Genomic DNA, 20,548 nt, shown 5'->3' with positions numbered 1-20,548 from the left:
GGTCAGGCGAGGTCGAAGAGGGCGGCGGCGCTGTCCCAGCAGACCGCGCGCAGCCAGTCGTCGCCCAGGTCCAGCCGGGCCAGCCCGGCCACCTGATCGGCGTACGGGTACGGGATGTTCGGGAAGTCGCTGCCCAGCAGCACCTTGCCGGCCAGCCCCAGCTCCCGCAACCGGGGCAACTCGTCGGCGGGGAAGGGGACGAACTGGTCGAAGAAGGGCGTGAACGCCATTGTGGTGTCCAGCCGAACCCGCTCGTACGTCTCGGCGAGGTCCAGGAACGCCCGGTAGTCCGGGGCGCCCAGGTGCGCCACCACGGCGGTCAGCCGAGGGTGGCGGGCGAGCAGGGCGGCGAACGGGTCCGGGCCGGTGTGGGCGGTGCCCACCGGGGCGTGCCCGGCGTGCACCACCACCGGCACACCCGCGTCCGACAGCATTCCCCACACCTGGTCCAGTGCCGGATCGGTCGGTGCGAAACCGCCGACCTGCAGGTGCAGCTTGAACAGCCGGGCACCCTCGGCGAGGGCCGCCTCGACGTACGCGGGGGCCTCCGGCTCCGGGTAGAACGTGGCCGAGGCCAGGCAGCCCGGGGTGTCGCGGGCGAAGTCCAGCGTCCAGCGGTTGAGGTCGGCCGCCATGCCCGGCCGGTGCGCGTACGCCAGCGCGCTGAACGCCCGCACCCCGAGCCGGCGCAGGTGCGCGACCCGGTCGGCGTCGCTCCACCGGTAACGGATCGGCCACTCGGTGCCGACCAGCGGCCCGGCGGCGTCGAAGTAGGCCCACACCCGACGCAGCAGTCGCGGCGGCAGGAAGTGCACGTGCACGTCGGCGAGGCCCGGCAGCCCCAGCGCGCGGCAGAACTCCGGTACGCGCTCGTCGGCGACCGGCGGGACGACCGGCGCCGGACCGGTCATATCTCGATGTCGAATCGGCTCAGCACCGAGGGCGCGACCAGGCCGACGGTGGCGAGCGCCGAGACGGCGGTCAGCGCGATGCGCATGCCGACCACCTCGGCCTTGCTGCCGACGCGCAGGGCGATGCGGTTCGGCAGGCCGATCATCATCCACATGCGCCGCTTGATCGGGATCGGCCAGAGGATCGGCACGCCGGCACGGGTGATCATGTCGCCGAGGATGTGCACGAAGCAGCCCACGCCCAGCGCGGTGCCGATCAGCGGATAGCCGCGTCCGCCCGGCAGGTTGGCGTAGGTGAACCAGGCCGCCCCGGCCGACGCGAGAGTGATGATCACCCAGCCGGCCCGCTCGGCCCACTCATCGAACAGCCCGCGCAGCGCCAGGCCGAACATGAAGAACAGGATGGTGATGACGGCCCACTTGCCGTACGCGGCGCAGAGCGCGGTGGTGCCCCAGCCGACCAGCACGGTGAACGGCAGCGTGTGGGTCAGCGTCCGGTGTCCGTTGTTGCGGCGCGGATCCTTGCTGAGCTTCGTGGCGTAGTAGACCCCGAGGGAGACCTTCTCCATCACCTCGGCGGCGAAGAGCGAGAAGACCCCGAAGGTACGGGCCACGGTGGCCCCACCCTGGTTCTTGGTCACCTTGCCCGACATGTCGAGGTCGGGGAAGAGCGCGCCACCGGCGCACACCGCGGTGCCCACCGCCAACGCGAGCGGCGACTGGTGATAGTCGGCGAACTGCTCCAGTGCCCAGGAGCCAGCCAACCACACCGCCGCGCCGGACAGCGCGTGTTGCGGTCCCATCATCTCGGCTCACCCTCCCCAAGGATCTTGAGCGCCCAAAACTACGCCACTGTAGTCAGCCTCAGCGCCGCAGGGGCATCACCCGTCAGGTCCACATCGGACGGAGTTACGGGGTGGGGGTGAAGCTCTGCCGGATCATCGGCAAGTATGCCGCGTTGACCTGCCAGTCGAACTCTTCTGTCAACCAGGAGACGGTGTACGAGCGGCCCGCCGACGTGTTGATCAGCAGCCGGAAACTGTGCACCGCAACGCCGAGGGCGTTCAGCCAGCCGCACTCCCACACCGCGCCGCCCTCGAAGATGTCCATCGCGGAGATGTCCACCTTGCGATAACCCGGCAACGCCGCGCTCGTGGTCAACCGCGACTCCTCGGCCTTCCAGTACGCCACCGGATCCGCGCGGGCCGGACCCGCCTCGACGCTGAGCACCCGGGACCCGCTGGACCTGCGGAAGCAGGTCACCGGACCTTCGGTCCAGCGCGCCCAGCCCACCGGCGCGGCGATCCGGAACCCGGTCGGGTCGTCGTGCCAGGTCCACCCCTCGGGCAGCCGGTATCTCGCGTCGGCCGGCGGGGACACCGACACCACCGGGGTGGCCGACGGTGGCGGGGACGACGCGCAGGCGAACGCCGCCGGCCGGTGGGTCGGTGCGCCGCCACCCGCGCCGGACGGTGGGGTCCGCTCATCGTGCCGATCGACCAGGGCCAGCGTGACGCCGCCCGCGACGAGCAGGGCCGCCGCCGCACCGCCCAGGGCGATCAGGCGGCGTCGCCGGACGGTCCGGCGCGGTGGGCGCGGGGTCTGCGTCGCCGGTTCGTCCGACGGAGGCGCCGGTTCGACCGGGTGGGGCGTGCTCGCCCGGCCGGCGCTGCGGACCGCCGCGACCGCCGCCGACCGGGCCGGCGCGGCGGGCTCGTCGGGGCTCGCCGCGGCGCTGCGCAACAGCGGCTCCACCTCGAGGGCGGTCAGCCGCCGCCAGGGGTCCCGCTGCAACAGGCCGGTGAGGACGGGACGCAACGGGCCGGCCCGACGCATCGGGTCAGGTGGTTCGGTGGCCAGTGCGCTGAGCGTCGCCATGGCGCTCGACCTCGCGTACGGTGACTGCCCCTCGACCGTCGCGTAGAGCGTCGCGCCCAGCGACCACATGTCGGTACGCGCGTCGGACACCCCTTCGCGGGCCCGCTCCGGCGCGACGAACTGCGGTGAGCCGAGCACCGTGCCGGGCCCGGTCATCGTGCCGTCACCGCCGTCGAAGGTGGCCAACCCGAAGTCGGTGAGCATCACCCGCCCGTCGTCGGCCACGAGCACGTTGTGCGGCTTCACATCGCGGTGCAGCACTCCGGCGGCGTGCGCGGCCCGCAACGCGGCGAGCACCGCCAACCCGATCCGGGCGGTGCGCGGCGGACTCAGTGGCCCTTCGGCGCTGATGATCTGCTGCACCGACCGGGATGGCACGTACTCCATCACGATCCAGGGGCTGTCCCGGTCGTGCACCACGTCGTAGAGGCGGACCACGTTGGGATGGTTGAGCCGGGCGGCGGTGCGTGCCTCCCGCAGGGTGCGCAGCCGCAACTCCGCACGTTCGGTCTCGGCCAGCCAGGACGGCGGCACGACCTCCTTCAGCGCCACGTCGCGGTGCAGCATCTCGTCGCGAGCAAGCCACACCCGGCCCATTCCGCCGGTGCCGACCAGGTCGAGCAGCCGGTACCGACCCGCGATCAGCAACTGATGCACGGTCGCTCCCCCTCGGTCACCCCGGGATCCACGATAGCCACCAATGTCGGCTTTCTCATCCACTGTGCGGCCTCGATCCAGACCGGACGGTGGTCCGGATCATGGCCATACGGTGCAGGTCAGCGGGGTGGTCGGAAACTCTTTCGCACCATTTCCCAGTCGGCGGCGGCCCCGGTCCAGTCCTCGTCGAAGGTGATCCAACCCAGCGTCCAGCGGTCGGCGCCGAGGGTCTGCTGGCGGGCGCGCAGCCACCGCCCGTGCGGTGTCTCCCAGCGACACTCCCACTCGGCGGCGCCGTCGCCGGTGGCGAGCCGGATCTCGTCGTACCCGGGCAGGGCCCCCGCCGCGGCTGCCTTGTCGCGGAGGGCGCGCACCCGCTGCAGCGGATCGACAGCGCCGCCCTCGGCGACGCTGAAGGCCCGGCCGGTCGCCGGGTCCTGGAAGCACACCACAGTGCCGTCGCGGGAGGTCCACCACGTCTCCGGTACGGAGACCCGGAATCCGGTGACGTCGGCGTACCAGATCCAGCCGGGCGGCGGTTGGAACCCGTCGCCCGCGCTCGGAGTGCCGGCCCGCACGGGCGTCCCGACGATGTCCGGGCGGACACACGCGAACGGGGGTGGGGGAACACCGCGTCCCCTCGGCAGCGGGCCGGGACCGAGCGGCCCGGCGCCCGGCGTCGGAGAGGACCACCCGGTGACGTCGCCGGGCTTGTCACTGGTGACGGTCAGTGCGGTGCCGACGCCGGCCACCACGGCCACCAGCAGCGCCACGGCGACCACCGCCATCCGGCGCGCGGTACGCCCGGCGGCGGACGGGTCCGGTGCGGGGGAGGCACCACCGGCTTCCGTCGAGGCCGGTTCGTCGGCCGGGTCGGGCAGCGGAATGGTGGGGTCGAGGTCGTCGGCGGCGGTGCCCGGGTCGACCGCCCCCGACGCCGGCCCGTCGGCCGAGGGGCGGTCGGTCACCGCCGGTGGGTCGGCCCGGCCGCCCGCTGCCGTCCTGAGCAACCGACGGGCCGCGTCGTGGCCGAGGCGGTCGTCCGGGTTGCGGCGGAGCAGCCCGTGCAGCACCGGCGCGAGCGCGCCGGCGTGCGGGGCTGGGTCCGGCGGACCGGCGGCCAGCGCGCTCAGGGTGGCCATCGCGGTGCTGCGGGCGTACGGGGACTGCCCCTCCACGGCGGCGTGCAGTGTCGCGCCGAGCGACCACAGGTCGGCGGCCACCGAGGACACCCCGTCGGAGGCCCGCTCCGGGGCCACGTACTGCGGGGAGCCGAGGACCATGCCGGGGCGGGTCATCGCGCCGTCGCCACCGTCGAAGGTGGCCAGCCCGAAGTCGGTGAGCATCACCCGCCCGTCGTGCGCCACGAGCACGTTCTGCGGCTTGATGTCGCGGTGCAGCACCCCGGCGCTGTGCGCGGCCTGCAACGCGTCGAGCACGGCCACACCGATCCGGGCCGCGCGGGCGGGCTCCAGGGGCCCCTCGGCGTCCACGACGTCCTGGAGGGTGCGGGACGGGACGTACTCCATCACGATCCAGGGGCTGTCGTCGACCGCGACCACGTCGTAGAGCCGGACCACGGCGGGGTGGTTGAGCCGGGCCGCCGCCCGCGCCTCCCGCATGGTGCGCAGGCGCACCTCGGCCCGGCCACGATCGTCAAGCCAACTCGGTGGCACGATCTCCTTGACCGCCACCTCGCGGTGCAGCATCTCGTCGTGGGCGCGCCACACCCGACCCATGCCCCCGCGACCCACAAGGTCGAGCAGTCGGTACCGACCGGCGATCAGCACCTGTGCACGCTCCTCCTCAGCCGCTGTTCGGGCTACACCCTAACCAGCGGATCGGAAGTCACCTATAGGTCATCCGACGTACGTCAGCACGCGGCGGGGTCGGCCCGGGTCAGCAGATTCCCCTCCGGGATGGCGATCCGGGTCCGTCCCCCGGCCAGCCGGGCAGCGGCGCGGCGGGCCTGGACGGGGCCGTGCTCGCGCCGAGCGGTGGCGTAGCTGGCGGCGGTGCGGGCCGCGATGGTCGCCCAGCCGTACCGTTCGCCGACCATGGTACGGGCCCGCCGGGCCAGCCGTCGGGCGAAGACCTCGTCGCCGAGCAGTTGGCCGACCGCGCCGGCGAGCGCGTCCGGGTCACTGTGCGGGAACGTCACCCCGGTCACGCCGGGTTCGACGATCTCGGCGAGACCCCCGGTCCGGGCCACGGCGAGGGGTGCTCCGGCGGCCGCCGCCTCCAGCGCCACCATGCCGAACGGCTCGTAGAGGCTGGGGACCACTGTCGCGTCGGTGGCGCCGAGCATCGCCGGCAGTTGGGTGGCGTCGAGAAAGCCGGTGAACCGGACCGTCGAACTCAGCGCCAGCCGCCGAGCCTCCGCCTCCAACTCGGTGCGGTACGGGCCGTCGCCGGCGATCACCACGCGCAGCCCCGGATGCCGCTCCCGCAGCCGGGGTACGGCGTGCACCAGGTGCTGGACACCCTTCTCGTAGACCAGCCGTCCGGCGTACCCGACCAGCGGGCCGTCCCCGGCGAAGCGCGCCCGGGCCGACGCGACAGCTCGGGGACGGGCCCGCCAGGCCCGGTCGTCGACCCCGTTGGGTACCACGTCGACCTGGCTGGCCGGCATGTCGAAGAGCGTGGTCACCTGCTCGCGCATGTACCCGGAACAGGTGATCACCCGGACGGAGGAATTGCTGAGCCAGTGCTCGACGCCGTGGATGGTGCGGTTCATCTCCTCCGGCAGCCAGCCCTGGTGCCGACCGGCCTCGGTGGCGTGCATGGTGGTGACCAGGGGCAGGTCCAGGTGCTCGGCGAGGGTGACGGCCGTGTGGGCGACGAGCCAGTCGTGGGCGTGGATGACGTCGTACGAGCCGGCTTCGGTGGCGCGCAGCGCGGTGCGGGTGAGGGTGTGGTTGAAGGCCATCGTCCAGGCCAGCAGCGAGCTGGTGGCGAGGGGGAAGGTGACCGGGTCCTCGGGAGCGCGCAGGATGCGTACGCCCTCGGCGTACTCCTCCAGGGGCGCGCCGTCGCTGTGCCGGGTGACGACGGTGACCTCGTGGCCGGCGGCGGCGAGGGCGACGGAGAGGGCGTGCACGTGTCGACCGAGACCGCCGACGAGCACCGGCGGGTACTCCCAGGAGAGCATCAGCACCCGCAGCTGTCGGGCGGGGTTGATGTCGATCACGTGGGCATCGAGTGACATGCGGCCCCCTTTGAGTTGTCCCCGGGCGCGCGCCGACCGACACCGGAATCGATGTCGCCGTCGCGTCTGGATCGGGGCCAATCCTGCCGGGATCGCGATAACCAGCGGCGACACCACCGTTGCGGTCGTGTAAAGCGCTACTGGCTCTTTCGCCGCACCCGCAGCAGCTCGGCCACCGACCATGCCTGGAACGGGCACCCGGTGGCGGTGTGCGGCGCGAGGCCATCGGCCGTCTCGCTCACCGATCCTATCCCATATTCCATCAAATGGGACTCAATGCCGACGAATGCGTCATCGACGGACATCTTCCCCCGGCGGGCGGCGTCCACGTACGGGCCGAGCAACCACGGCCACACAGTGCCCTGGTGGTAGCCCCCGTCCCGGTCGGCCGGGCCACCCCGGTGCCGGCCCACGAACTCCGCGGAGTCCGGTGCGAGACTGCGCGGCCCGAGCGGGGTGAGCAGCCCCGCCGCCACCCGTCGCAGCGTCTGCTCGTCCGGCTCCATCGGCGCGTACGGCAGCGACCAGGCCAGCAACTGGTTGGGGCGTAACGCGTCGTCGTCGTGCAGGGCCGCCCCACCCAACGGGTACGCCGGCGCGGGCGCGTCCAGCACGTCGTGCAACCACCCGGTCGGCGCCGGGAACCGCTCCCGGAACGAGGCGGTGGCCTGCGCGTGGAGTCGCCACAGCCCGTCGGCGTTACGTCCGGCCAGCTCGGTGAGCTCCGCGAGCCCGGCCAGGCCATTGATCCACAACGCGTTGACCTCGACCGGCTTGCCGGTACGCGGGGTGACCGGCACCCCGTACACCCGGGCATCCATCCAGGTCAGCGCGGTGCCGGCGGCACCCTGGGTGAGCAGGCCGTCGGTCGGGTCGACGCGGATCCCGTACCGGGTGCCGGCGACATGAGCGTCGATCACCGTGTGCAGGGCGGGCAGCAACGCGTCGCCGAGGTCGGTGTCGCCGGTGACGGTGACGTGCCGACTCACCGCGTGCAGGAACCACAACGTGCCGTCGACGGTGTTGTACTCCACCCGACCGGTGTCGGCGGTGTTGGCGAGCATCCCCTCGGACAGCGTCGCCGCGTACGCCCGCAGCAGGTCCCGCCCCTCGTCGGCGCGGCCGGTGCAGAGGAACAACCCCTCGTACGAGATCATCGTGTCCCTCGACCAGGCCCCGAACCACGGGTACCCGGCGACCACGTCCACCGCCGCGTGTTCGGTGCGCACCACGAACGCGTCGGCGGCCAGCGTCAGGGTCGCCGCCACGTCGTCGGCCGGCTTCGCCGTCGCCACCACCTGCCGGTTGCGCCGTCGGGCCGTCGCCACGATCTCCGTCGCCGGCGGCGGCTCCTCGTCGAGTCGACCGGCCCAGGCCCGCACCGACACGGTGTCACCGGGGCGTTCCAGCTCACCGGAGAAACGGCCCGCGTACCAGACGTCCTCGTCCGGGTGCAGCCCCCGGTTGGCCTCCTCGCGGTGGTGCACGCCCAGCCACCACTGCCCCTCGGGGGCCCAACCCGGGCCGGCGAGCCGGTACGCGCCCTCGACCACCGCGCCGTCGGCAACCGCCTCGACCTGGGGGATCGGGCCGTCGGCCCGCCGTTCGCCGTGCGCGTCCCGCCAGGTGCAGGCGGCCGACAGCTCCAGCCGGACGGGGCCACCGGCGACCAGCCGGTGCACCACCGCGACACAGGAGCGGCCGGGCAGCATGGCCAGCTCCCGTTCGATCACCACGTCGCCGATCCGCCACCGCCACCGGGGCAGCCCGTCGACCAGGTCGAAGCGCTCCAACAGCTCGAAGCCGCGCGGGTCGACGTCACCGGAGGCCCACTCGTGCGCGCCGAGGCGCACCCGCGTGCCGGACGGCAGTGTGACCGCCGGATCGAGACTGACCAGTCCCACCTGGCGGGACGCCGGCGTTTCGCCGGAAACCACCAACAGACCGTGGTAGCGACGGGTCCGCAGCCCGCCGACAGTGCCCATCGCGTAGCCGCCGAGACCGTCGGGGACCAGCCACTCCCGGCTCGCGGCGCTGGTCAGATCGCCGCAGACCTGCGGGCCGAAGTGAATGTCGATCAAGTTTCCTCCACCGGCGGCAAGGTGTAACACGCCACGACGAGAATGGCCGCTGTGGTCAAGTACCGCGGCGACGTCAAAGATGTGCACGTGATCACTGACCGATCGTCCTCCGACGCCTCGCCACCCGACGCTGAGCGGCTCCGGCTCGCCCAGGCCGACTCGGGGGAGCAGGACTGGCGTGCATGGGGTCCCTATCTGTCCGAACGGGCGTGGGGGACGGTACGGGAGGACTACAGCGAGCACGGTACGGCCTGGGACTACTTCCCGCACGACCACGCGCGGTCCAGAGCCTACCGGTGGAATGAAGACGGGATGGCCGGCGTCTGCGACGACCGACAGACCTTCGCCTTCGCCCTCGCCCTCTGGAACGGCAAGGACCCGATCCTCAAGGAGCGGATGTTCGGCCTCGGCGGCGACGGCGGCAACCACGGCGAGGACGTCAAGGAGTACTGGTGGTACGAGGACTCCACGCCCACGCACTCCTGGATGCGCTGGCGCTACCACTACCCGCAGGCCGCCTTCCCGTACGACGAACTCGTCGCGGTGAACGCGTTGCGCGGCCGCGACGACACCGAGTACGAGCTGGTCGACACCGGGATCTTCGACGACGACCGGTACTGGGCGGTGACCGTCGACTACGCCAAGGCGTCCCCGACCGACCTCTGCATGGTGGTGACCGTCGCCAACCGGGGCGACCAGGCGGCGACCCTGCACGTCCTGCCCACCCTGTGGTTCCGTAACACCTGGTCCTGGGGCCTGCCCGGTGGCGACCGGATCCCCCGGCTCACCGGCCAGGGCACCCGGCTCGTCGGCGAGCACCGGGTGCTCGGCCAACTGCTGCTGGAGGGCGACGGCGGCCCCGTGCCACTGCTCTGTGACAACGACACCAACGCCGAACGGCTGTGGGGCCTGCCCGGCCGGTCGAAGTACCCGAAGGACGGCATCAACGACCACGTCGTCAACGGCGCGGCCACCGTCAACCCGGCCCGGGAGGGCACCAAGGGTGCACTGCACTACGTGCTCGACGTGCCGGCCGGCGAGCAGCGCCAGATCCGGCTGCGGCTCACCCGTACCGCGTCGCCGCCGGCCGCCGCGCCGCCGCCCCCGGCCGACCTCAGCGAGGGCTTCGAGGCAGTGGTGTGGGCGCGACGGGCCGAGGCGAACCGGTTCTTTGCCGGGGTGATCCCGCCGGCCGCCACCCCCGACGAGGCGCTGGTCGCCCGGCAGGCCATCGCCGGGCTGATGTGGGGCAAGCAGTTCTACCACTTCGACGTCAAGCGGTGGCTGGAAGGCGACCCGGGTTCCACGCCGCCGGCCGGGCGTCGGCACGGGCGCAACAGCGCCTGGTGGCACATGACCAGCTTCGACGTCATCTCCATGCCCGACCCGTGGGAATACCCCTGGTACGCGGCCTGGGACCTGGCCTTCCACTGCGTGAGCATCGCCCGGGTCGACCCGAGCTTCGCCAAGGAGCAGCTGCTGCTCCTGCTCCGCGAGTGGTACCTGCACCCCAACGGCCAGATCCCGGCGTACGAGTGGGCGTTCGGTGACGTGAACCCGCCGGTGCACGCCTGGGCGGCGCTGAAGGTGTTCGAGATCGACGGCAGCCGGGACCACGACTTCCTGGCCCGGGTGATGCACAAGCTGCTGATCAACTTCACCTGGTGGGTCAACCGCAAGGACACCGGCGGCAACAACGTCTTCGAGGGCGGTTTCCTCGGGCTCGACAACGTCGGGCCGTTCGACCGCTCGGCGGCGCTGCCGGTGGCCGGTGTGCTGGAGCAGTCCGACGGCACCGGCTGGATGGGCATGTACGCCCTCAACCTGCTGGACATCGCGATCGTGCTCGCCGAACACGACCGGACCTGGGTGGACACCGCCACCAAGTTCTTCGAGCACTTCGCCTACATCGCCGCCGCCGCGTACGAGCAGGGGTTGTGGGACGAGGAGGACGCCTTCTTCTACGACGTGCTGCGCCTCGCCGACGGCACGAAGGTGCCGCTGAAGGTCCGCTCGGTGGTCGGATTGCTGCCGTTGGCCGCCACCACCCGGCTCACCGCGAAGACCCTGCACCGTCTGCCGGAGCTGGGCGCGCGGTTGCGCTGGTTCCTGACCAACCGCCCGGAGTACGCCCAGGTGATTGGCACCCGCCGGCTGGGCCCCGACGGCCGGCAGCAGCGGCTGTTGTCAATGGTCGGCCCGGAGCAGGTGGTCCGGCTGCTCGCCCGGATGCTCGACCCCGACGAGTTCCTCTCCGAGTTCGGCCTCCGTACGCTGTCCCGCGCGCACCTGGACAAGCCGTTCTCGGTCACCCTCGGCGGGCAGGAGTTCTCCGTCGGCTACGAGCCGGCCGAGTCGACCAGCGGGCTGTTCGGAGGCAACTCGAACTGGCGTGGTCCGATCTGGATGCCGACGAACTTCCTGCTGATCAGCGCGTTGCGGGACTACGCGGCGTTCTTCGGCGACGACCTCCAGGTGGAGTACCCGACCCGCTCCGGTGTGAAGCGCACCCTGGACGAGATCGCCGACGACCTCTCGGCCCGGCTGATCGCGCTCTTCACCCAGGACGACTGGGGTCGACGCCCGATCTACGGCGCCGCGCAGCTGTTTCAGACCCACCCGGACTGGCGGGACCTGATCGCCTTCCCGGAGTACTTCCACGGCGACAACGGGGCCGGCCTGGGTGCCTGGCACCAGACCGGCTGGACCGCCCTGGTGGCCGACCTGATCCTCACGTTGCGCCGCTGACGTCCCCCGCACCCGCCCGGCCCCGCCTGCCCGCCTGTCGCCTGCTCACCCCGTATCACCCACCTGCCGGCAAGATCTGCGCAACTTCTCGGATGTTGCTGTGTCAGGGGCTGCGGAGGCAGCAACATCAGGGATGTTGCACGGATCTTGCTGGGCCACCCGGCCTCAACCCCGCTGGCGTTGGGCATGATCGTGCTCGATCCATGATGTAGTGGTGTCGCTGGCGCCGGGAGGCCACTCGATCCAGGATCGAGCACGATCATGACGGGCGACGGGCGACGGGCGACCCGCGTCGGGGGGCCGCCAGGCGACACGCCCAGCGACCCCCGGCCACGGGTGCGTGCGGGCGCACCCCGTTCAGCTTGGGCCTACTCGGTGAGCACCTTCACGGTGTCGGCCAGCCCGTCGTTGCGGTTGATGCCGACGAAGAACTCGCTGCCGACGTGGGTGACATCTTCGATCTCGTCGGTCAGGTTGTTGCCCGGGACGCCGATGTCACTTTCCACGTCGCCCCCGGACCAGTTGTACTGGTACACCCAGTTCCACCCGGTGGTGGGCGTTGAGGTGTTGATCGACTTGGTGTTCCAGATGTAGTTCTCGGAGCAGTCGATGCCCTGGTCCGAACGATTGTCGTGACTCGTCAGGTTGCTCTTGACCAGCGTCCACCCAGTGGTGAGCGCGCCAGCGCCGGGATGGGTCCACAGACTGCCCAACCGGCGGGCCGCGTACTTGCCGGCTCCACCGGCAGCCGTCGCGCTGTAGCAGAGGCCGCTGATGTTGCCGATCGGCAGCCGCACCTCGCTGGTTGTGCCGATGGTTCCGTTGGCGTTCAGGCGAATGATTGTCACCTTGTCGCTCAGGAATGCGGACTGGCTTCCCTGGGTGGCGATCAAGGCAGGACCCTGCCCCAGATAGTTCGCGTTGTAGGCGAGGTCGTTGCCGTGGCCGAGTGTCGGGATGGAGGTGGGGGCACCGGCGCAGACCCAGCTGGCGCCGTCCCAGGTCGAGCCGTCACGAAGCCACCGGGACAGGACCGGCTCCGCGCCGGCCGCCTTCGTGAAGATGATGTAGAGCTGACCGCCCGGCCCCGCCACCATGCCCTGCATGACAGTACGGCCGGCCTTGCACGCACTGCTGTTCGGGATGTTCAGCCGTTCCGCGCCGCTCCGGTCGGTAGCGGCGGAGGCAGTAGCCGCCGGGGCGATGGCGATACCGACGGAGAGGGCGAGCACGGACGCGACGCTCGATAGTTTCTTCACGGGGCTGTGTCTCCTTGAGAGGTGAGGCGAGGCAGCTGGAGTCCCGTCGTCCTCGGGCGAGGGATCGATCATGCGTGATGATCTCGCTTCTCGCAGCTCGGGCACAAGTGTCGCCGCACCGACCCGCGTGCCGGATCGTCAGCCGGCGCGTCCTGTCGCGGCGCTCACCGATAGCCGATGTGGACGATCAGCTCGCCGTCTTCCGGGTGGGCCCCCACGTAGACAGACGCGGGGTCGAAGAGGGTCGGCGGCAGGATCAGCTCCTTGGAGAGACCCATCTCCCGTGCCAGGTCCGCTGAGGACTGGCCCGCCGCTGGCACCACGGTGATCGTTCGCCAGCACCCACCGGAGGCGCATTCCATGCCCTCGTCGGTGACCTTTGCTCCAGCCGGCACCTGCGGCATCCGCGACGTCGGTGGCAACTCTCCCTCAGTCTTGAACATCTGCAACCACACGAAGGACAGAACCCACAGGCAGGACAGCAGGCTCAGCGTGACGGACACGGCCACCAGAGCGTGTTTCGTTCGTCTCCTCAGCGCGGTCCGCGAACTCATCGGGTGAGGGTAGCGGGACGAGGTCGGTCAGCCGGTGAAGGGCGAGGAGTCGAGACGGCCCCAGGCGACGAAGGCGGCGACCGCGAGGTAGGCCAGGTTCAGCACGATGAACCTGGCCTCGTCGTGACGCAGGTGGGTGATCATCGCGCCGACCATCAGCACCATCCAGCAGATGGCGGTCACCGGCACCAGCACCGGTGCGACGTCCAGCACGGCGGGCAGGATCAGACCGGCCGCGGCCAGGAGTTCGAGGACCCCGAGGGTTTTGACGAAGCCGACGCTGGCACCGTCGGTCCACCCTCCGCCGTTGGCCGCCGCCAACTTCTCCTTGGGTACGAACGTCTTGGTGATGCCGCCGGCCAGGGCCAACGCGGCCAGCAGTCCGGCCGCGATCCACAGAGCCAGATTCATGAGATTTCCTCCTCGTCGGTTCGCACAGGAGACACCGCCGGCCGGTGCGCTGTGACAACCCGCCCCGAGTGACGAGGAGCACCGGCGTCGGGTGTCACAGGAGGTGGGCGGCCGGTGTCTGGTGGGCGAGGCGGCCGAGATCGACGAGACTGGAGGACGCATGGACGCCGAGGGCGGAATCATCAGCGCGGACGGCAGCGGGCAGCCCGCTGTCGACGCGTTCGTTGCCCACCGAAACCTGCTCTTCACGGTCGCCTACGAGATGCTCGGCTCGGCCGCCGACGCGGAGGACGTACTCCAGGAGACCTGGCTGCGGTGGGCGGACGTGGATCTTCCGGCGGTGCGGGACCAGCGGTCCTACCTGGTCCGGATCACCACCCGGCTGTCGCTCAACCGGCTCCGGGCGGTCGGCCGGCGCAGGGAGTCCTACGTCGGCAGTTGGTTGCCGGAGCCACTGTTGACCGCGCCCGACGTCGCCGAGGACGTCGAACTCGCCGAGAGCGTCTCGATGGCGATGATGCTGGTGCTGGAGACACTCGCGCCGACCGAGCGTGCGGTGTTCGTCCTCCGCGAGGTCTTCGACCTGGCGTACGACGAGATCGCCGAGGCGGTCGACAAGAGCCCAGCCACCGTCCGTCAGATCGCGCACCGGGCACGAACGCACGTCGCGGCGCGCCGGCCCCGGGGGATGGTCTCCCCGGCGGACGCCCGGCGGGCGCTGGACGCGTTCCGACGGGCCGTCGAGGTCGGCGACGTGCAGGGCCTGCTCGACGTTCTCGCGCCGGATGTCGTGCTCCTCGGCGACGGAGGCGGGATCAAACAGGCGCTGCTGCGGCCGGTCAGCGGGGCCGACAAGGTGGCCCGGCTGCTGGCCAGCAGGAAGGTCCAGGTGGCCGCCATGTCGTTGCGACCCGCCGAGGTCAACGGCTACCCGGCGTTGGTCCTCCGGTTCGACGGCGAGATCGACTCGGTGGTCACGCTGCGCGTCGACGATGGTGTGATCACCGCGCTCTACGCGGTGCGTAACCCGGAGAAGCTGTCCCACATGCGGCGGGCGACCACGCTGTGCCGTTGACGGCCGTTGCGGCTAGTACGGGGGAGCGGGTGTCTCCGCGGGACGGCGGCGTGAGCGTCGGGTGTCCGCCGCGGCGACGCCGAGCAGCACCACGGCGGCGACCGCGCCGGCGGTGAGCGGTTGGAGGTGCGGTGCCGCCGGTGCCAGCAGGCCGAGGGCCAGCAGGCCGAGGGCCAGCAGGCCGGCCAGCCGGGACCGGGACACCCGGGCGAAGACCTGGTATTCGAGGGTGGAACGCCCGGTGAGGAAGAGCGCCGGGCCGCCGAGGATGGCGATGAGCCAGGCCGCCGGGAGGTGCCCGAGCGGTTCGGTGATGAACAACTCGAAGCCGACGCCGGTCAGCACGATTCCCGCGATCATGACCATGTGGGCGAACGCCATGCCGGTCGCCAGCCGCGCCGGGTCGCCGGAGCGGTCGACGGCCGCGCCCAACACTCCGCCCGCCACGTGGAAGTAGATCCGCCAGAGCAGGACGGTGCTCGCCAGCGCCAGGACGAACCCACCCGTCTGGTCGGTGTGGAACTCGCTGCCGCTGAAGGCGAGCCCGATGACGAAGATCGCCTCGCCGAGAGCGATGAGCAGGAACTGCTGGTACCGCTCGGCCAGGTGCTCGGCCGCGATCATCTGGACGCCGATCCGTCGCGCGCCGAGCCGGGGCGTCGGCCAGCCGAGGAACAGCCCGGTGTAGTCGATCAGCACGGCGAGCGTCCAGAGTGCCCCGCGGACGGTGCCGTCGGTGACCAGCCCGCCGCCGACCCAGAGCGGTGTGCTCAGGCCGAACCAGAACAGGATCCGGATGGACTGGTGGGGATCCGGCCGGCCGTGCCCGGCGAGGTGGAAAAACACCACCCGGCCGATCTGGAGGGTCACCAGGGTGATGGCGAAGAGGGAAGCCCGCGCGCCGAAGCCGTCGGGCACGGCGACGGCCATCGTCATGGCACCGACCAACGTCATGATGATGACGGTCTGGACGATCGGGGCGTCCGGGTCCAGCCAACTGGTCGACCAGACCGTCACCGACCAGACCGCCCACAGCGCCAGGAACAGCAGCAGAGCCTGGCCGAGGCCCGCGTACACGCCGCGGTGGCCGTCGGTGAAGTCGACGATCAGCCGCGCGGAGATCCGGGTGAGGGCGAAGACGAAGACCAGGTCGAGGAAGAGTTCCAGGAAGGTCGCGCGCTGCCGGGTGGCGTCGTCGCGGAGCAGCCGGACGTCGCTGGCGCTCCTCATCGTCGCGCCACGCGTCGGTGCCCCCGGACGACCACGTGCCCTCCCGTCGTGGTGATCTCCTCACCTAACGAGCCAGGACGGCGGCGGTGGCACGGGACGGGAGGCGTCCGGCCAACCACAACAGTCACCAATCCGTCACCCGACCGCTACGACGGGTGTGCGCCCTTACGCTCGGGTGCGTGCCCGGACCTGCCGAGAAGGCCGCTGAACAGGACCGGCGTGACCGCATCGTCACGGCCGCGCGGGAACTGGCCGAGTCGGAGGGCTGGTCGGGGGTGACCACCCGCCGGCTCGCCGAACGGACCGCGATCGACATGGGTGACATCTACCGGCACTTCGCCGACCTGGAGGCGCTGATCGCCGCCGTCGCCGTGTGTGCCTTCGCCGATCTGGCCGCCGATCTGGCCGAGGCGCACGCGGAGAGCGTCGGCAGCCCCGACGGGGTCTGGCCGGCCGTCGCTACCGCGTACCTCGACTTCGCGTACACGAATCCTGAGGTCTATGACGCGATGCTCGCGCTGACCCCCGACCTGGCCCTCGGCGCGGATGGTGTGCCGGCCGCGCCACGGGCGGTCTTCGCGGAGCTGCGGGCGGCCCTGACCCCGCTGGCCGAGGGCCGGGACCCGGACACCCTCGCCGAGGTGGGTTGGAGCCTGTTGCACGGCGTGGTGATGCTCACCCGTGGTGGCCGGCTCCGACCCGAGGGGCAGGAGGACCGCGAGGCGTTGATCGCCCAACGGTTGCTGCGGTGGCCGTGACCACGCCCGCCGGGCGGAAAACCATGGGCTCTGCCGGGTGTCGGCCGCCTACCCTGTCCCTCGGCCTGCCGGGCGGTGGGCGCGGGGAGGGGATGGCATGACGGTCGGTGCGGGGGCACGGCGGGACGCGCAGGTGCTGATCTTCGACGCGGACGACACGTTGTGGGAGAACAACGTGGTCTTCGAGCGGGTGATCGACGACTTCCTGGGCTGGCTGGACCATCCCACCCTGGACCGGGCCGAGCTGCGGGCCGTCCTCGACGACATCGAACGGGCCAACGCGGTGGCGCACGGGTACGGCAGCAAGGTCTTCCTGCGCAGTCTGGCCGAGTGTCTGGAGCGGCTGCGCGAGCGACCGGCCACCGAAAGCGAACGCCAGGAGATCGACCGGTTGGCGGTGGCCCTCGTCGAGCACCAGGTGGAGCTGATGCCCGGGGTGGCCGACGCGCTCGACGACCTGGCCGGCCGGCACGAGCTGTTGCTGCTGACCAAGGGTGACCAGGAGGAGCAGCAACGCAAGCTGGACGCCTGCGGCCTGCTGCACCACTTCGGGGCCGCGCACATCGTCGCCGAGAAGAACGTCGACACGTACCGGTGGCTCACTCGGGAGCACGGCTTCGCGCCGGCCGGCGCGTGGATGATCGGCAACTCCCCGAAGTCCGACATCCTGCCGGCGCGGGCGGCCGGGTTGAACGCGGTGTTCATCCCGAACGCGAACACGTGGGTGCTGGAGGACGACGAGCTGGACCCGACCGACGACGGGGTGCTGCGGCTCGCCGCGTTCCGTGACCTGCTGCGGCACTTCTGACCGTCCGGGAATCCCAACAGCGTCCGCGATCATGGTCGTGTTACGCCGACCTGCCCGATTTTCACAGTGGGATAAGTCCTGCCCCCGGTCGTTCGACGCGGCTTGTCCGGCCGGTCGGAGCCCACCTAACCTGGTCCGGCGCTCACGGCCTTTCGGGGTGTGCCGGGGGCGCGTCGGCGTTCGGCGGGTGAGCACCGTGGAGCTGAGTGCGGAGTGGGCCGGCTCACCCCGTTGTGGCGCGCGGCGTCGTGTCACGCCCGCGCGGCGGGTGCCGGAGCTGTCCGCTCCCCTGTCGGACGGCCGGGGGTCAGGGCCGGGTAGTTGCGGACCCGGTCCTGACCGCCCGCGAATTCGTCGACAGTGGCGCGTGGGGGCGGGCCGCCGGTCCGTTCGACTGTCAGGATGGCGGGCATGAAGCGCAGATCTTTCCTCCTCGGTGTGGCGGCAGGTCTGGCCGCCCCGACCGTGCTCGCCCCGGCCGCGCCCGCGATCGGTGCGGGCGGGCCGCTGCGGCCGGGCTGGGGCACGGACCCGACGCAGCGACAGTGGCCGGGGCGGCAGCGCCAGAACCGGGCCAGCGCGCTGACCACGCTGCCGACGGAGACGAAGCAGGTGATCATCGTCGGCGCGAGCAGCTACACCACCACCTACGCCACAGTGGAGACGTTCGTGCGGGCCCGCATCGGTTGGCAGCCGGTCTCGGCGCCGTTGCCCGCCCGGATCGGCTCGAAGGGCTTCAGCGACAACCACGTGGAGGGGGTGCCGACCACGCCGACCGGCGTCTACTCGATCGGTCAGACCATGTACGGCATCGCCGCCAACCCGGGCGTGCGATACCCCTACCACCGGTTGGTCAGCGGCGACTGGTGGAACGAGAACCCGTCGTCGTCGCTCTACAACACCTTCCAGCACAGTGCGACCAACCCGGGCGGGGCCAGCGAGGCACTGTGGCAGGAGGTTCCCGCGTACACGCACTTCGCGGTGATCACCTACAACATGGCGCCGAACGTGCCGAAGCCGGTGCCGAACAAGGGCAGCGGGATCTTCCTGCACCAGTTCAGCACCAGCGCCGGCAACGCCACTGCTGGTTGCGTCTCGCTCGCGCACGGGCACCTGGTCGCCGTGCTCAACTGGCTGAACCCGGCGCTGTCACCGCGCATCGTGCTCAGCCCGTACGCCCAGCTCGGCCGGTACTGACCGGCGCTGAGGGCTCAGTCGGCCTCGCGCCGGACGATCGCCACCGCCACCCGGCAGAACTCGTCCATGTCCGGGTTGAACCCGGCGGCGATGTCGGGGTGCAACCCGGAGCGGGTCTCCTCCAGCAGTCGCTGGCAGACCTGTTCCACCGGTTCGCCCGCGTAGTCGGCGCGGACCCGGTCGGTGGCCGCCTGAAGCGCCGAGGTGAGCTGCTCTTCCAGCGGGCCGCGCAGCTTCTGCTGCACAGGGTCGAGCCCGCGGGGGTCGAGCGTGACATGTGGCTCCGACATCGGTGCTCCCTTCGTCGGCGTCCGCGGTACCCCACCGCGAACGCCGGTCAAACCCCGTTCGGTACGGCGGCGACCCGCACCTGGTATGAGAAGTCCTCCGCCGGCTCCTCGTGGTACGACAACCGGCGGATCTGCCGGTCGTCGTCGTAGAGGGCGACGTCCACCAGGACGCCGAGGTGGGTGAGGCCGATGCTCGACACCCGCTTCTTGTCCTGCAACACCGCGCAGACGCCGCCGAGCAGGGTGCTGGCGTCGGACGTACGGTGCCCGGGCGGGCAGCGCAACACCAGGTCCACCTCGATCGGCCCGGGCAACGGCGTCCAGCCGGTGCGCTGGGCCGCGCCGAGGGCGGCCTGGAGCAGGGTGCGGACCCTCGTCGCCTGCCGATGCCCGGCGGCGAAGATGGACAACGCTTCGGTCTTGACCGGTGGCAGGCCGCTCACCTCGAATGTCAGGGCGAGAGCGCGGGTGTCCTGCACGACGGCACCTCCTCGTTGGGACGATCCTGCCGAACCGGGGGAGCGGGGGTGGGACGTTCCCGCGATTACCAACCGATCGGGCAGGCGTGGGTCGGCCGGAGGCGTGTCGACGGCGGCGGCGAACGCGCCGGCTGCGGCGCTAGGAAAACGCTAGCCGACGACGCCCGCGCTCGGTAGTCGGTGGTTCACCCGGTGCGCTCTGGTGCGAAGGCGCAGAACTCGTTGCCCTCCGGGTCGGCCAGCACCCACCACCAGTGCGCCTCGTCGAGCGGCTCCCGCAGCAGCGTCGCGCCCGCCGCGATCAGCGCCGTCGGCTCCGGGTCGGCCAACTCGACGTCCCAGTGCATGCGGTTCTTGACCGTCTTGGGCTCGCTCACCCCGTCGAAGACAAAGCGCTCCCAGGGCAGGCCCGCGGCCCCGAGCACCGCCGCTTCGGTCGGCCCGTACTCGACGGTGCCGCCGAGCACGCCGGCCCACCACATCGCCTGGGCGGCCGGGTCGAGCGCGTCCACCACCAGCTGGAACGGGCCCGGGTGGCTGTTGGCGTCGGCCGCGAGGGCGCAGAACTCGTTGCCGTCGGGGTCGGCCAGCACCCACCGGCCGGCGTCGTCGTCCGGCTCGCGCACCAGCCGGGCGCCCTCCGCGAGCAGCGCCGCCGGGTCCGCGTCGGCCAACCGCAGATCCAGGTGTACGCGGGTCCGGCCGACCCGGGGCTCGGGCACCCTGTTCACCCAGATCGACTCGGCGTCCGAGCGCGCGGAGCGCGGGTCCACCCGGGTGTCGCCGTCACCGGCGTCAGCCACGTCACCGTCGAGTATCCGGGCCCAGAAGGCGCCGAGCGCCAGCGCGTCGTTGGCATCCAGACAGAGATCCTTGAAACGGGCCAGCATGGTTCCAGCATGCCTGGTCCGGGCGCGACTGCCGGCGGTCGCGAGACCTTTCAGAGTAGATCTTGGACAGTTTCCGTTCTGCCCGGACGGAAACTGTCCAAGATCTCCGAGTTC

The 20,548-nt window shown here is 71.4% G+C and carries 19 protein-coding genes; 5 read left to right on the top strand and 14 right to left on the bottom strand.

Features of this window, described 5'->3' with window-relative positions; all coding sequences use genetic code 11:
- Positions 1-2 precede the first annotated feature (2 nt).
- From IF22_RS0104625 to IF22_RS0104600, 6 genes are all read right to left on the bottom strand, one after another.
- The gene (locus IF22_RS0104625) at positions 3-911 is read right to left on the bottom strand and encodes an amidohydrolase family protein (RefSeq protein ID WP_030328734.1); all 909 of its coding nucleotides are present in this window, start codon (positions 909-911) and stop codon (positions 3-5) included.
- Entirely contained in the window at positions 908-1,717 is an 810-nt protein-coding gene (locus tag IF22_RS0104620) for a metal-dependent hydrolase (RefSeq protein WP_030328731.1), read from the bottom strand. Before IF22_RS0104620 ends, IF22_RS0104625 begins: the two co-directional genes overlap by 4 nt.
- A gap of 103 nt (positions 1,718-1,820) precedes the next feature.
- Positions 1,821-3,446 carry a serine/threonine-protein kinase gene (locus IF22_RS0104615; protein WP_036410768.1) on the bottom strand — a complete coding sequence of 542 codons (1,626 nt, stop codon included), beginning with the start codon at positions 3,444-3,446 and terminating at the stop codon, positions 1,821-1,823.
- A gap of 119 nt (positions 3,447-3,565) precedes the next feature.
- Positions 3,566-5,236, bottom strand: coding sequence for a serine/threonine-protein kinase (locus tag IF22_RS0104610; protein WP_030328727.1), 1,671 nt, complete (start codon positions 5,234-5,236; stop codon positions 3,566-3,568).
- An 83-nt stretch (positions 5,237-5,319) separates the two neighbouring features.
- On the bottom strand, positions 5,320-6,654 hold the full coding sequence (locus IF22_RS0104605) for a glycosyltransferase family 4 protein (RefSeq protein WP_036410767.1): 1,335 nt from the start codon (positions 6,652-6,654) through the stop codon (positions 5,320-5,322).
- 137 nt (positions 6,655-6,791) lie between these two features.
- Positions 6,792-8,735 carry an amylo-alpha-1,6-glucosidase gene (locus IF22_RS0104600; RefSeq protein WP_030328722.1) on the bottom strand — a complete coding sequence of 648 codons (1,944 nt, stop codon included), beginning with the start codon at positions 8,733-8,735 and terminating at the stop codon, positions 6,792-6,794.
- A gap of 42 nt (positions 8,736-8,777) precedes the next feature.
- Here IF22_RS0104600 and IF22_RS0104595 point away from each other — a divergent pair, with 42 nt between their 5' ends.
- A complete protein-coding gene (locus tag IF22_RS0104595; RefSeq protein ID WP_030328720.1) occupies positions 8,778-11,483 on the top strand; it encodes an MGH1-like glycoside hydrolase domain-containing protein in 2,706 nt (901 codons plus the stop codon).
- Positions 11,484-11,851: 368 nt separating this feature from the next.
- On the opposite strand, the gene IF22_RS0104590 is transcribed toward IF22_RS0104595, so the two are convergent.
- The 3 genes from IF22_RS0104590 to IF22_RS0104575 all read right to left on the bottom strand — a co-directional run bounded on the left by IF22_RS0104590 (position 11,852) and on the right by IF22_RS0104575 (position 13,707).
- On the bottom strand, positions 11,852-12,742 hold the full coding sequence (locus IF22_RS0104590; RefSeq protein ID WP_156057317.1) for a hypothetical protein: 891 nt from the start codon (positions 12,740-12,742) through the stop codon (positions 11,852-11,854).
- 164 nt (positions 12,743-12,906) lie between these two features.
- On the bottom strand, positions 12,907-13,296 hold the full coding sequence (locus IF22_RS0104580) for a hypothetical protein (RefSeq protein WP_156057315.1): 390 nt from the start codon (positions 13,294-13,296) through the stop codon (positions 12,907-12,909).
- 27 nt (positions 13,297-13,323) lie between these two features.
- Entirely contained in the window at positions 13,324-13,707 is a 384-nt protein-coding gene (locus tag IF22_RS0104575) for a DoxX family protein (protein ID WP_030328711.1), read from the bottom strand.
- 91 nt (positions 13,708-13,798) lie between these two features.
- Here IF22_RS0104575 and IF22_RS0104570 point away from each other — a divergent pair, with 91 nt between their 5' ends.
- Positions 13,799-14,782 carry an RNA polymerase sigma-70 factor gene (locus tag IF22_RS0104570; RefSeq protein ID WP_374224260.1) on the top strand — a complete coding sequence of 328 codons (984 nt, stop codon included), beginning with the start codon at positions 13,799-13,801 and terminating at the stop codon, positions 14,780-14,782.
- A 12-nt stretch (positions 14,783-14,794) separates the two neighbouring features.
- Here the strand turns inward: IF22_RS0104570 and IF22_RS0104565 are convergent, their stop codons facing one another.
- Positions 14,795-16,012, bottom strand: coding sequence for a low temperature requirement protein A (locus IF22_RS0104565; RefSeq protein WP_036410766.1), 1,218 nt, complete (start codon positions 16,010-16,012; stop codon positions 14,795-14,797).
- Between the two features lie 179 nt (positions 16,013-16,191).
- Between IF22_RS0104565 and IF22_RS0104560 the strand changes: the two genes are divergently transcribed.
- Together IF22_RS0104560 and IF22_RS0104555 are read left to right on the top strand one after the other, a co-directional pair.
- Positions 16,192-16,770, top strand: coding sequence for a TetR/AcrR family transcriptional regulator (locus IF22_RS0104560; protein WP_030328705.1), 579 nt, complete (start codon positions 16,192-16,194; stop codon positions 16,768-16,770).
- Between the two features lie 97 nt (positions 16,771-16,867).
- A complete protein-coding gene (locus IF22_RS0104555; protein WP_030328703.1) occupies positions 16,868-17,578 on the top strand; it encodes an HAD family hydrolase in 711 nt (236 codons plus the stop codon).
- 251 nt (positions 17,579-17,829) lie between these two features.
- Here IF22_RS0104555 and IF22_RS34900 read toward each other — a convergent pair whose 3' ends face one another.
- On the bottom strand, positions 17,830-17,991 hold the full coding sequence (locus IF22_RS34900; RefSeq protein ID WP_156057313.1) for a hypothetical protein: 162 nt from the start codon (positions 17,989-17,991) through the stop codon (positions 17,830-17,832).
- Between IF22_RS34900 and IF22_RS0104550 the strand changes: the two genes are divergently transcribed.
- Positions 17,990-18,775: a L,D-transpeptidase family protein gene (locus tag IF22_RS0104550; RefSeq protein WP_167337271.1), complete on the top strand. Its 786-nt coding sequence runs from the start codon at positions 17,990-17,992 to the stop codon at positions 18,773-18,775. The two genes, IF22_RS34900 and IF22_RS0104550, sit on opposite strands and share 2 nt — an antisense overlap.
- A 14-nt stretch (positions 18,776-18,789) precedes the next feature.
- Here IF22_RS0104550 and IF22_RS0104545 read toward each other — a convergent pair whose 3' ends face one another.
- The 3 genes from IF22_RS0104545 to IF22_RS0104535 all read right to left on the bottom strand — a co-directional run bounded on the left by IF22_RS0104545 (position 18,790) and on the right by IF22_RS0104535 (position 20,434).
- The gene (locus tag IF22_RS0104545) at positions 18,790-19,065 is read right to left on the bottom strand and encodes a hypothetical protein (protein WP_030328699.1); all 276 of its coding nucleotides are present in this window, start codon (positions 19,063-19,065) and stop codon (positions 18,790-18,792) included.
- A 47-nt stretch (positions 19,066-19,112) separates the two neighbouring features.
- A complete protein-coding gene (locus tag IF22_RS0104540; RefSeq protein ID WP_030328697.1) occupies positions 19,113-19,544 on the bottom strand; it encodes a RusA family crossover junction endodeoxyribonuclease in 432 nt (143 codons plus the stop codon).
- 185 nt (positions 19,545-19,729) lie between these two features.
- Positions 19,730-20,434 carry a VOC family protein gene (locus IF22_RS0104535; protein WP_030328695.1) on the bottom strand — a complete coding sequence of 235 codons (705 nt, stop codon included), beginning with the start codon at positions 20,432-20,434 and terminating at the stop codon, positions 19,730-19,732.
- Between the last annotated feature and the right edge of the window lie 114 nt (positions 20,435-20,548).

Origin of the sequence: Micromonospora parva, from assembly GCF_000718515.1 — a bacterium.
Lineage (GTDB): Bacteria > Actinomycetota > Actinomycetes > Mycobacteriales > Micromonosporaceae > Micromonospora > Micromonospora parva.
Note: the sequence above shows the minus strand (reverse complement) of the source record. Positions and strands in the feature narration are given on the sequence as shown.

Coding starts and splice junctions, on each gene's coding strand:
- IF22_RS0104625 (WP_030328734.1), bottom strand. CDS start 911: ATGACCGGTCCGGCGCCGGTCGTCCCGCCGGTCGCCGACGAGCGCGTA.
- IF22_RS0104620 (WP_030328731.1), bottom strand. CDS start 1,717: ATGATGGGACCGCAACACGCGCTGTCCGGCGCGGCGGTGTGGTTGGCT.
- IF22_RS0104605 (WP_036410767.1), bottom strand. CDS start 6,654: ATGTCACTCGATGCCCACGTGATCGACATCAACCCCGCCCGACAGCTG.
- IF22_RS0104595 (WP_030328720.1), top strand. CDS start 8,778: ATGGCCGCTGTGGTCAAGTACCGCGGCGACGTCAAAGATGTGCACGTG.
- IF22_RS0104580 (WP_156057315.1), bottom strand. CDS start 13,296: ATGAGTTCGCGGACCGCGCTGAGGAGACGAACGAAACACGCTCTGGTG.
- IF22_RS0104575 (WP_030328711.1), bottom strand. CDS start 13,707: ATGAATCTGGCTCTGTGGATCGCGGCCGGACTGCTGGCCGCGTTGGCC.
- IF22_RS0104565 (WP_036410766.1), bottom strand. CDS start 16,012: ATGAGGAGCGCCAGCGACGTCCGGCTGCTCCGCGACGACGCCACCCGG.
- IF22_RS0104555 (WP_030328703.1), top strand. CDS start 16,868: ATGACGGTCGGTGCGGGGGCACGGCGGGACGCGCAGGTGCTGATCTTC.
- IF22_RS0104550 (WP_167337271.1), top strand. CDS start 17,990: ATGAAGCGCAGATCTTTCCTCCTCGGTGTGGCGGCAGGTCTGGCCGCC.
- IF22_RS34900 (WP_156057313.1), bottom strand. CDS start 17,991: ATGCCCGCCATCCTGACAGTCGAACGGACCGGCGGCCCGCCCCCACGC.
- IF22_RS0104545 (WP_030328699.1), bottom strand. CDS start 19,065: ATGTCGGAGCCACATGTCACGCTCGACCCCCGCGGGCTCGACCCTGTG.
- IF22_RS0104535 (WP_030328695.1), bottom strand. CDS start 20,434: ATGCTGGCCCGTTTCAAGGATCTCTGTCTGGATGCCAACGACGCGCTG.